Below are 1422 nucleotides of genomic sequence, written 5' to 3' on the forward strand. Positions count from 1 at the left end.
CTGTCTATTCCTAAAACTGCCTTACAAAATTCGGACTAACCATTAACTTTATATTAATATGGAAAGACCGAGAAAGGGAAAAGCAGGTTCAAACCCTGTTACCTATGATGAATCTTTTAAAATTGCCGTTGCAAGGGAATATCTTGAAGGCAAACTGAGCCAATCCCAACTTGGCCGTAAGCATGGTCTTAACAGCGGTGAGGTAGTCCGCTATTTTGTGAACTGGTACAAAAAGAACATTGGCAAAAGCCAGCCCGGCGCTACTGTCCCAGAAGATCCACAGCCCTCCAACACTTCCCAGCAGCTGCTGGCAGAGGAGCTCAGGCTTGCCAACCTGAAGATTACCGCCCTTGAAATGATGATCAATATTGCAGAGAAGGAGCTGGATATCAATATCAGAAAAAAGTCTGGTACCAAACCGCCCGTAAAATGAAGGAGATATTCAATAATATATCCCTAAGCACCATTTGCTCGCTGTTTGGCAGAACCAGGCAGTCCTGGTATGAGATGCACGCCAGAAGGGATGCCTCCATCATAGAGGATGGGATGATACTGGCCTGGGCCAGTGAAATAAGGGCCATGCTTCCACATACCGGATGCGTAAAGCTGCTCCATATGCTGCAACATAAGCTAAGGGGGCACAACATCACCATCGGCAGGGATGCATTCTCTTCACTAATGAGAGAAAGTGGCATGTTGATCTATCCCAAAAAAAGGTATATGACCACAACCCAGTCCTTCCACCATTACAGGAAATGGCCCGATATGGTCAACCGTACAAAACCGATCATGGCCGAGCAGGTGTGGGTGAGCGATATTACCTATCTGAGAACGGTAAATGGGTTCATCTATCTTTTCCTGATCACCGATGCCTATTCAAGAAAGATTGTAGGCTATCACCTTAGCCAGTCCCTGAAAGCCTCCGGATGCATTTCTGCACTCAAAAAGGCAATAAATCAGCGTGAATATAGCAAAAGGCCGTTAACACACCATTCAGACAGGGGGATACAATATTGCTGTGATGCCTATGTGGAACTGCTGCAGAGAAGCCATATCGCCATCAGTATGACCCAGTCGGGATCACCCTATGACAATGCGGTCGCCGAAAGGGTAAATGGTATATTGAAAACGGAATTTGAACTGCACACTACCTTTCCATCCTATTCAACCGCTATTGGGCCCGTATGCAGGGCGATAGAAAAATACAATAACCTCAGGCTGCACCTGAGCTGTGATATGATGACACCGTCGGATCGGCACGGGCAGGAAATGAGGGAAGCACCACAACTTCACCAGGGGCTGTAAGGGCATTCCAGCTTGGAGAAAATGAAATGTAACGATATATCCGTTTATGTTTTTATAATTGTAAGTATTTAACCGTTTAACTATCCGCTTTTTGTAAGGGTAATCTAGTATAAGACA

At 45.6% G+C, this 1422-nt stretch carries 2 protein-coding genes; both read left to right on the forward strand.

From position 1 onward, the window contains the following. Positions 1–58: 58 nt before the first annotated feature. Positions 59–433, forward strand: coding sequence for a transposase (locus tag FA048_RS19630; RefSeq protein ID WP_136844364.1), 375 nt, complete (start codon positions 59–61; stop codon positions 431–433). Continuing rightward, positions 430–1305, forward strand: a complete 876-nt coding sequence (locus FA048_RS19635; RefSeq protein ID WP_136844366.1) for an IS3 family transposase — start codon at positions 430–432, stop codon at positions 1303–1305. Before FA048_RS19630 ends, FA048_RS19635 begins: the two co-directional genes overlap by 4 nt. Positions 1306–1422: the final 117 nt, after the last annotated feature.

Origin of the sequence: Pedobacter polaris (assembly GCF_005116505.1) — a bacterium.
GTDB classification, from domain to species: domain Bacteria; phylum Bacteroidota; class Bacteroidia; order Sphingobacteriales; family Sphingobacteriaceae; genus Pedobacter; species Pedobacter polaris.